The organism is Clostridium ljungdahlii, assembly GCF_001636845.1.
Classification (GTDB): Bacteria; Bacillota; Clostridia; order Clostridiales; family Clostridiaceae; genus Clostridium_B; species Clostridium_B ljungdahlii_A.
On record NZ_LITT01000036.1, the window covers coordinates 1 to 9,941 of the forward strand.

A 9,941-nucleotide genomic window follows, 5' to 3' on the forward strand; every position below is an offset into this window, starting at 1 on the left:
TATGCAAATTTTACTCATATAATTTCCAGTAAAAATCGGAATCTATTAATTCTACTATAAATATTCATAAGGCTTTATAATACAAAGGACTATCGTCCTAAAAATTTTTTAAGTGCTAAACTTCTGTCATAAATATGAAAATAATGTTGACTACTTATAAATAAATTTTATTTATTGGACTGAACAGATATATCTATAATATCTGAGATGGGATTCATATTTTCAAGGCTGTCCCATACAAATGCCTTCAATTTATATATTCCCTCTTCTGGAAGCTTCATAATACCTGTCAAAATAGATGAATCTCCATTTTTTATTGTCTGCTTTCCGCATACATAATTGATGAATTTACCGCCCTCATCATATAGTGCTACTAATAGCGACGCATCCTTGTCTTTATCAGAATTATTTTCAGCCTTTACAGATACTTTTGCATCATCACCTAATTTAAATGACCTGTCTTTTGTCAAATTAGTTATCTGTATTGGTTTTGGTGTATTATTTTCCGTAACAGTAACTGTACACTGTGCCTTTGCATCTTTATTATCTTCAGATACTGCTGTTATTGTTGCTGTCCCTTCCTTTACTGCTGTTACCTTCCCGTTTTCATCTACTGATGCTACTGTCTTGTCACTGCTTGACCAGTCTACTTTTTTATTTGTTGCATTATCCGGCGCTACAGCTGCTGTAAGCTGCAGTGTGTCTCCTTCTGTTACACTTGCACTTGTCTTGTCTAATGTCACTCCCATTACATTTACCGTTTGTGACGGTGATACATTTTTCTCTGCTGCAGTTAACTTGTCCACTGTTTCCTGTCTCATAGACGATTTTTGTGCATCACTTAAAGCATCATACAATTTCTCTGCTGCATCAACCTTGTCTTTATCAGCTAAAGTAAGCTTATCTGCATCTGGAAGTTGAGCTATGGCGTTATTTACAGGCACTGTGGAATTCTTCACATCCGTACAGTCAAATATCGAGTTTCTTTCTTCATATGCCCTTACAAGAGAATCTAACCCTCTGCACATTTGTGTTGGCTCATAAGATGATTTATCAAAAGTTGTAGTTCCATCTTTAATATTGTAAAACTCTAATGCACCATCTAGAATACTGTTCCCATTTTTTATATATTTACTGTCAAATATATTACTTTTCGCCATTCCAAGAGTCATATAAACCTGGGCATTAGTCCATGAGTTATTATAAGAATCTGCAAAACCTCCATAGAAGGAACCCTTATAGGTTTGTGCATTTGAAAATTGATTAAATACATGTTCCATAGCCTGATTTACATCAGAATATTTACTATCTGAGCCTTTTGAATCATAATAAGCTGCTATGGGTTGAAAAGTCATAAGCCACATATCAGGAACAGCATTTGGAAGTACCTCAGAGCCATCTGCACCTTTATTTCCTAACGCACTTTTTGCCCATCCATGAATTAATGCTTCCTTATCAATTCTATTACCATTGCTTGGTATAGCATAATTGTAAGAATTTAATCCCAGTAGAGCATATTGACTAGAAAAAGTTTGGTTCGATGTTGAAAGATAATCCTCGTTTGAAATAATATCTATTAAATCATAAGCTTCTATATCCCTTGGATCATATCCTATGGCAGTAATAGCTAAAACCAGCTTATCCCATTCTGTCATCTTTACATCTCTAGGGGTTACTCCTGCTTCCTTCATTTTCTTTAAACCATCCTGCACACTTTTAAACCAGCCATCATAAAATCCTGCTCTTACACCACTATATCCAGAACGAGCAGAAGAAAATACTTCCCATACATAATCATTCAATTCAACAGAGCCCTCTGTGGTACCATCTTTTCCATTGATACTTGTTTTATCTCCATTCCAGGTAAATTCTGGTACAGCACCCTGTCCAACTCCTAGCTTACTATAAAGTATATCTTCTGCTTTTTTTACATCTTCTACCTGCTCTTTTTGTTTATCTTCTGTTGGAACCGCTGCTCCATTGTCTAAGAGTTTTGCATTTGAAGTTAAAACTTTGCCAAGAACAAATTGATAATCTTCATTAGAATCATAATTTATTTTCAACTTGCTAGAATCAATGGTTATAGACACTTCTCCAATAGTTGGTGCTGAAAAAGTTGCAGTCCCATCATAAGTAGCACTAACATTATATTTACTTATTAGGTCCGCATATTTAGAGTCTTCTGGAACTACCTTTATATCCTTTACTGTTGTTTTTAGATTTTCCTCAACAGTAGCATTAGTATCATAAGTTTTATCTGCAGCTGTTATCTGTACGTCCACAGTCACTTTGGCTACCGTTTTTTGTATATTTTCTGGATTTAAATATGGATATCCATCATTTGAAGAATCTATCTTCCAGGTTTTATCAAAATCAAAACCTAGCGCAGTATAAATATCCTTATTTTTCATTTCTGCTGTGGTATGCTTTATTCCTTTACTACTACCTACTATATAAAATCCTAATACGTCTTTATCATATGGACAAGTAGTGGCATTTTCTTTTCCTATCGCATAAACAATTGGTTGAGTACAACTTTTGCCTAATTTATTTCCTGTAAATTTCCCATAAAAATAGCAGTGTTCTAAAACGTCTCCACCTCGCCAACAAATTCCTCCATAATTTGGAGTTCCTGTTGATTGATTATTAAAAACAATATTGCTGTAACAATTTGCAATTTTTCCGCCTGCATTTGTGCTTTGCAGCTCACTAACTCCAACTACTCCTCCTATCAAAGTACTTATATTATTTGTTATAGTTCCTGTTGTAAAACAACAAGTAACTTCACCTCCATTTTCATTGGCGATTAATCCATAGGTTAAATTACCATTATCACAACTTTTAATTATTGAATTTTTATCTTCAATAGTTACATTTGTATCCATTTTAACATTTTTTACAATGGCATCCTTATTAATTAAACTGAACAAACCTGACTTTTTATCATTATACCCACTAATAACATGAAAATTTCCATTAAAAGTACCATTAAAAGTATTTCGTGTTGTAAAAGAGTTTAAATCATTATTTATATCAATATCTTGAGTTAATTCAATATCTTTTCCCGAATAATCTATACCCTTATCAATATCACTACGTAATGCATTTAAATCTTTTACAGAAGTAACTATGTAATTTCCCAATGCATCTGTTTTCAATGCAGGTGTCAAGCCATCAGCCTTGGCTGAATATGGTGTAAACATAGTTAAAATAAACACTAATATTATTCCCAAAGTTAGTACTTTTGAAAACTTTTTCATCTATCTCCCTCCTTATCAATAATCTATACGCTCTCGAAAACTCAGAGAGCTTGATTTTTATATAGTATAAGGTTCAGCATCTCTGCTTCACCCCTAATATTTAAGCTAAATTAGTATCATATTTTCCAATAAACCTACTACCAATGACATCATAATCTAGAAAGCATTTCGTTTGATAAAACATCTCCTTTTATGAGTAAAATTGTATTGTGATTTTAAAATACTATTTTCTTAAGGAGGTTCATTATATTACGAAATTGGATTTCACATTTGGAATATCAAGAACAGCTGTATCTTAAAATGCTTCTTTACTATGAAATGCAAAAAAGCAGGCTGGTTGCACTTGATAAGAGTATTTCAAAACTCTATCTTCTCAACCTTGATAGCCTGCTCCCTGTAATAAAGCCTTTATATTCTGATTTAGGCCGCCCCGCCAAAAATCAGCAAGGTATAATACGATCTCCCATATTAATGCTTGATCAACAGGAACATTCTATCACAAAATGGGCTAAAAAAATAGCTTTTGATCCTTTGATTCTTGATATAGGATGGTGTTCCTTCTGCATCCTCATATTATGACTTTTTAGTACGTTTATGGATTTTAGATCATAAACTTCATGTTGAGCGTAAACTTAAGGTTAAAAGCTTCTCATCCAAGCCTAGAAAAAAACTCAAAGCTGGAGAAAAACAACCTCCTAAGCATTCTGGTACTGTTAATAAACTTGTTGATAAGGCTTTGGGCGGTAAGCTTAGAAACTTCTGTCCTGAAACCATTTTTCAAAAATTTATTGCTCGATGTGTTGTTGATACATCTTCTAATATGGGCATCCTTGGAGATATCAATAACTTATCCGTTGCCTTTGATGGTTCACCTTAGCTTTGGCAACCTTATACAAAGTAAGACTGCATAGAACACTTATTGAATATTTTGGCAAACCTAAATCTTAGGCTTTTTTGTAACACTCTTTTTTATATCCTTTATCTCGTAACAATATGTGCTTTTCAAAGTACGCCAATAGTTTTCCAGTTACTCCTAAGTAGTTGGGTAATTAAATATCTTTTCAGAATTTCCATCTACTTTTCGAGTATCTTCTAATCTAATTAAAATTCTTTATAATATTTATTTTTTTACTTTAATCATCTATTTTCTTTATTCTTTAGTTTTGTAATTAACTATAACATAATTAAAATAATGGGCTAATTATTATAGTTAGCCCATTATAATATTTTAGTAAAGTTATTTCATTTTTCTATAGTATACATTTTAATTATAGGCCGCTTAATGCATCTTTAACATCATTCTCCGAGCTTTGTAAATCTTGCAAAACACCTAATGCATCAGTATAACCTGAATCTGTCTTATTAGTATGATTAGCCATAGCTTTCATCAAGTTTGTTTTATCTGTTCTTGTAAAGAATGCTGCTGTTGAATTTGTATTCCAATTATAATATCCATTAGTAACTGTTCCACTTGGTAGCCATCCGGTATTTCCCAAATCACATCCGCAAGCCATTGAGAATTCCCAACGGATTACAGCTCCATCCGGCAAACTTGATACTGGTGTAGATGCAGTATAATAATTATAGTTTAAATCATGATCTGTATTATTTACTGTAAACATCCAGCCAGATATTCCATTATATTCTTTTTCTCTTAACCAATTTGGATCAGAAACAATTTTTTGATTATATGCTGTAGTTGTATCAGTAACAATTGATGGAAGACTATTTTTAAATTGATAATTATCATAAGAAAAACTTGTATCGGTATCCCTAAAAGCCTTTATATAAGAACCTTTAGCATCCGTATCAACATTAGCAGCACCAACAGCATCTTTTGTAGCATTGCAAATTGTTTCTGTATCATTAACAGTAACTTTTACTGGTTGTAAAATAGGTGCTTGTCCCATTACATTTTTCTCAACATCCACATAAACAGTTTTTGTTGGAGCAGCATCAGCTTTTACACTATTAAAAGCAGACGGTGCAGCCACAGCTCCCAAAGTTAATGTTGTTATACATAATGTCGCAAATAATTTGTTTTTTAATCTTCTAATCATTTTATACACTCCTCCAAATTTTTAATTTTTAATTGTTGCTTGTCCAAATTTAAAAGACAATGATAAAATTTTTACACTTTTATATCAATCACCCCCCGGAAGTTAAATATAATGACAATCATATTTTTAACCTTTATGAAAAATAAACCAGGTGGTAATTCAGGTGAGATTAGATTAACGTAAATAAATATATATTTGTGTAAATAAAAGATAAAAAGAGACCCTCTTTCTTTCGAAGGTCTCCAGTATACGACATGAATTTATAAATATTTAATGTAAATAGATGTTACTGGCATTGAATACTTACCTTTCCCACCGAAAGAACCATATATGTTTGTAACAGGCAGGTCTACTGACTTGGTATCATCTTACTTTTCACGCCTTCCCAAAGATTTACACCTTCAGTGGCACTTTGTGAATTTCATCTTCCTTACAGCAGCGGGGGCTGCAGTGGTTTTTCACCACTTTCCCTATTAATTCCTAAAAAAGAAACCTGTTCAAAATTATCATTTATTTTACAATTGTCATTACTTTTACAATACACCAACTCCACTTATTTGTCAATAATTTATAAAAACTTTATTAAATTAGTGTAAACTACAATATTATGACATTTTAAATTTGGGGTAAGAAAATTTAAGTTACCATCTGGTTTTTTATGACTCCTTCTCCTAAATATTGTCTGGGAAACTTATCCTAAATATTGTCAAAATGACTATTACTTATTTAATTCAGCATTATTTTTAGGATTTACATTAATTTCTCCAAAAGTGTTCTCATAATTTTCAATTGACTTCAATAACATCTTACACGTACTCTTTGCCTGTTGTGGACTCATAAATATTCTTACACTATCCTTTACATCTTTTTTATATACTTTCATAAATTCTAACTGAAAATCGTATACAGTTCCAGAAAGCTCCACTCTATTTGAATATAACTCCTTTTCTTCTTTTAACTTCATATTTTCATCCATAGGATACCCTTACCTTTCATATTTTTTGTTTAATTTATTTCTCTAATTTAGTCTATTTAGTCACCTCTATTTTTTCATTTTTAAGTATAAATTTTTACTCAGCTATATAACTACTTGCCTTTATATATGTGGGGGACATTACTAAAATAAAAGCAACTTTACTGACTTACTTAATTTCTATAGATGCCTGGAGATAATACAAAAAGGCCCCCTCTTCAAAGGCCTCCATATATAGCATAATTTATATAATGGCAATAATCTAAAAAAGAACCTGTAGGGGTTCTTTCATGCCAATATAACCGTTTACTTTTACTATAAACAGCAAATATAGTATATCTTCCCCTCCGAAAGAATTAACAGCATATCAGGCAGGCTTCCTGGCTCAGATTCATTTTACTCCCCTGTCTTCCCGAATATAAATTCAGTGACATAATTAGGGTTTCATCCTCCATACAGTAACGGTGGGCTGCAGTGTTTTTTACACTTTTCCTTTTAACTGCTTAAAAAACAGCACCTAATACTAAATATTAAATTTTCATTGCTTTTGCATTAATTGTAATATATAATTTTTGAAAAGTCAACATTATTTTCTCAATAAGTCCATTATTAAACATTATATTTTTTGAATTTTCATCCCTGTTAAAATATTCATAACAAACTGTGTGAAATCTAAAAAAATGCAGCTCTATACTGTAGTTACACGAAGGATAATTGTAGAAAGTAGTTACAGTTTTTTTATGAATTAAGTACAAGTTTAAAATCAAATGCACTAATTTTGATATGTATTCCTTTTCAGCTGCATATTTCGTAATCTTAGCACCAGTTAAAGAATCTATAAAAGATATATTCTTAAATACCACCGGAACACTAGCTAAGTTTGCATCAAGTTCAGGCATATCAGTACTAATTGCAGTATTCATAGAATTTAATTGCTGAAATGAGTTTTCCCTCTCTTCTTTTTTGTTAAGAAATAATATTGCTTTTATTACTGGAATATCAAGTCTATCAAATACATTCTTACTTTTTTCATCCAGCACAGTTGTAGAAAACGATACCATATTTATTAGAACATGAAGAAACCAAATGCCAATGGTAGGCAGCCCGGGATCATACTTCTTCTGCAAATACTCTTCTAAAGTAAGTGTACTTTCATATTTAGGATGATATATACCCTCACAAGGTAAAGGTTTAGGTTTTGTAAACTTGTAGTTACTATTAGCGAAAATATTGCTTAAGAAAAGAATCATATTATAAAAGTTATCAACACCACCATAACTTAAATATTGAGATATAATTTTTCATACTTCATCTTTTAAATTACAATACTTCCTCACAATCTCTAATTCTGATACACAGGAAGGCTGAATGAAAACTTTTGAATTTTTAGGTAAAATCCGTATTAGCTTGCCAAAATCCGGGCAACTATTCTTTCCTCCCCTTAAACATATCATTAATATATCTGCACTACTAACATATTTTTTAAAATACAACCATTCATTTTTATTTACAGTACCATCTTTACTCTTTGCCCGTATATCAATGATTTTTCCATTGTTCTTAATAAATTTTTTTAGAGCAGTACTTAAAGCAATTAAATTCCTGTTCGAAGCACTAGAAGCACTATAATATGCAATTTTATACATGCCAGTCCCTCCAAATCAGATAAATTTACAATAACGGATATTCCATATGTTTGTTCAAAATATTTTTAAGCTGTAAAAATCTTTTCAAAACACATTATTATAACTTATAACAAATTTTTATAAAAATAGGGACTTCTTTTAGAAGCCCCTATTTAATACATGATAAAACTACACTAATTTCATAGCAGTATAGTTTAAAACTCATTCATGCATTAATCTTTCCCTCCGAAAGATTATTTCAAAAGTATAGGCAGGTCTCCTGACTATAGGATCATCCTCTTTATTCCTTCCCGGAATACTCCAGTGGAAATTTAAAATCGTCACCTTACACAGTAGCGGGGGCTGTAATGGAATTTCACCATCTTCCCTTTTAATCATCTAAATAAACCATATACTCTAATATTAAATTATGCTTACGTTGTATACTTATGTTATCTACCTGTCAAACAAAATATGCCAGATATTTCAACGAATAATGTTGGTGATTTAACTCTATGCTGCGTAAACATCTTACTCTTCTTGAATTTCAAGTACTCCCATAGGACAAGCTTTAACACAAATACCACATGCCATGCACTTACTTGGATTAGGCTTGTCTTCTACTTTTACAATAATGCCTTTTGGACAGGCTTCTACACATGTAGAGCAGCCGGTACAAGCTTTTTTATCTATCATATATATTCCCTTAGCATTTTGTTTAATGGCACCTTCAGGACATTTCTCTGCACACACACCACACTGATTGCATACTTTTAAATCTACAGAACCATCTTTTCCTTCATCAATCTTAATGCAAGAATTGCCGTAGGTCTTGTAAAATGCCTCGGAACAAGCCATTTCACAACTTAAACAAGACATACATAAAGACTTATCTTTAACAACTAATTTTTTCATAACACATTCCCCTTTAAAATTTATTTGTACATACTTTAATTATATAAATATATAAGGTATATATCAATACAGCAAATTTTATGCCTATTATTTTGCTTTGTATAAAATAAATGTACAACAAAACTGTCAAAATAAAGTAAAAATACTTAAGTGCAGGAGGGACTGCTCTTAAGTACTTTTTATTTTAGAGTTTAAGGTTTAAATAATTAAATTTATTTCAAAACTATACTAACTTAGAAAGCAATTTATATGCCAATTCTTTAGCTTGCAGTATTCATACTTAAAATTATAAATTTTATCCGATGGCTACTAACCGTAATACCCCCATATTTTTAAGTAAGTTTTTTGATTTTTCTACCATGTTAAATATCGTAAAGTATAAAGTTAAATTTTAATCTGTATTTTTTTCTATCAGAATCGTAGCATCTATTAAACCAGGCTAACCCACTTCTAAATAGGCTGTATATTCTAACTACCTTATTCTTTATTTTCTTAGTTACTCCTATTATTTTGCTCTTCTTATTTTTAGAACAATCAGCACCTAATACTATCATCCATGTATATGCTATACATAAGCATAGATACAGATTTTCGAAATATACAACAGTTTGTCCCGGTACCTTCCATATTAAATCCACTGGACTTTAGATCTCTAAACATTTCTTCTATATCAAATCTCTTTTTATATTCATTAACAGCCCTCTTACTAGACATATTAGTTACTAGATACCAATGTATTCTCTGCTTCTTCAGCCTTACATACTGCTAAATTACATACATATTCCTCTCCACTCAGTAAGACTTTATTGAACTTTTTAACACTTTTCTTTAGAGGTTTTATATCTCTAAGGTATTTCATTTTTTCATTTTTCTCTATTTTTACAAGCATATCATTAGTGCATCTTATACAATATTTCCATCCAAGCTCATCTATAAATCTGAATAAATCTATACTTTTAAAGCCTCTATCTGCAAGCGGTATAACTTCATAATTGTATGAAGCAAAAATATCATTGAGTTCTTTTATTCCCTGCTTTATATGTTTAAAACTTTTGCTGCCTTTTTCCTTATACTTGAATATTTTGTACCATAGGGGAACAACCCTTTT

10 protein-coding genes and 3 riboswitches are annotated in these 9,941 nt (G+C 31.3%); of the genes, 2 read left to right on the top strand and 8 right to left on the bottom strand.

The window, feature by feature from the left end; genetic code table 11:
• Positions 1 to 167: 167 nt before the first annotated feature.
• Entirely contained in the window at positions 168 to 3,260 is a 3,093-nt protein-coding gene (locus tag WY13_RS14035) for an Ig-like domain-containing protein (protein ID WP_063556247.1), read from the bottom strand.
• Positions 3,261 to 3,530: 270 nt separating this feature from the next.
• Between WY13_RS14035 and WY13_RS14040 the strand changes: the two genes are divergently transcribed.
• On the top strand, positions 3,531 to 3,839 hold the full coding sequence (locus tag WY13_RS14040) for a hypothetical protein (RefSeq protein ID WP_063556248.1): 309 nt from the start codon (positions 3,531 to 3,533) through the stop codon (positions 3,837 to 3,839).
• Positions 3,840 to 3,996: 157 nt separating this feature from the next.
• A complete protein-coding gene (locus WY13_RS21560) occupies positions 3,997 to 4,137 on the top strand; it encodes a hypothetical protein (protein WP_156499051.1) in 141 nt (46 codons plus the stop codon).
• Positions 4,138 to 4,528: 391 nt separating this feature from the next.
• Here WY13_RS21560 and WY13_RS14045 read toward each other — a convergent pair whose 3' ends face one another.
• The 7 genes from WY13_RS14045 to WY13_RS21865 all read right to left on the bottom strand — a co-directional run.
• Entirely contained in the window at positions 4,529 to 5,320 is a 792-nt protein-coding gene (locus WY13_RS14045; protein ID WP_063556249.1) for a hypothetical protein, read from the bottom strand.
• Between the two features lie 325 nt (positions 5,321 to 5,645).
• Positions 5,646 to 5,832: riboswitch (cobalamin riboswitch) on the bottom strand.
• Between the two features lie 206 nt (positions 5,833 to 6,038).
• A complete protein-coding gene (locus WY13_RS14050; protein ID WP_063556250.1) occupies positions 6,039 to 6,296 on the bottom strand; it encodes a DUF3467 domain-containing protein in 258 nt (85 codons plus the stop codon).
• A 350-nt stretch (positions 6,297 to 6,646) separates the two neighbouring features.
• Positions 6,647 to 6,829, bottom strand: a riboswitch (cobalamin riboswitch).
• Positions 6,824 to 7,591: a cobaltochelatase subunit CobN gene (locus WY13_RS14055; RefSeq protein WP_347459381.1), complete on the bottom strand. Its 768-nt coding sequence runs from the start codon at positions 7,589 to 7,591 to the stop codon at positions 6,824 to 6,826. Its footprint overlaps the riboswitch before it by 6 nt.
• 3 nt (positions 7,592 to 7,594) lie before the next feature.
• Positions 7,595 to 7,939 (bottom strand): hypothetical protein, encoded by a 345-nt coding sequence (locus WY13_RS14060; protein ID WP_063556252.1) that lies wholly within the window; start codon positions 7,937 to 7,939, stop codon positions 7,595 to 7,597.
• A gap of 232 nt (positions 7,940 to 8,171) precedes the next feature.
• A riboswitch (cobalamin riboswitch) is annotated at positions 8,172 to 8,347 on the bottom strand.
• Between the two features lie 102 nt (positions 8,348 to 8,449).
• Positions 8,450 to 8,833: a 4Fe-4S binding protein gene (locus tag WY13_RS14065; RefSeq protein ID WP_063556253.1), complete on the bottom strand. Its 384-nt coding sequence runs from the start codon at positions 8,831 to 8,833 to the stop codon at positions 8,450 to 8,452.
• A 362-nt stretch (positions 8,834 to 9,195) separates the two neighbouring features.
• On the bottom strand, positions 9,196 to 9,471 hold the full coding sequence (locus WY13_RS21860) for a hypothetical protein (RefSeq protein WP_082848521.1): 276 nt from the start codon (positions 9,469 to 9,471) through the stop codon (positions 9,196 to 9,198).
• Positions 9,472 to 9,548: 77 nt separating this feature from the next.
• Positions 9,549 to 9,941: transposase (locus WY13_RS21865; protein ID WP_156499052.1), on the bottom strand; the 393-nt coding region annotated here is incomplete at its 5' end.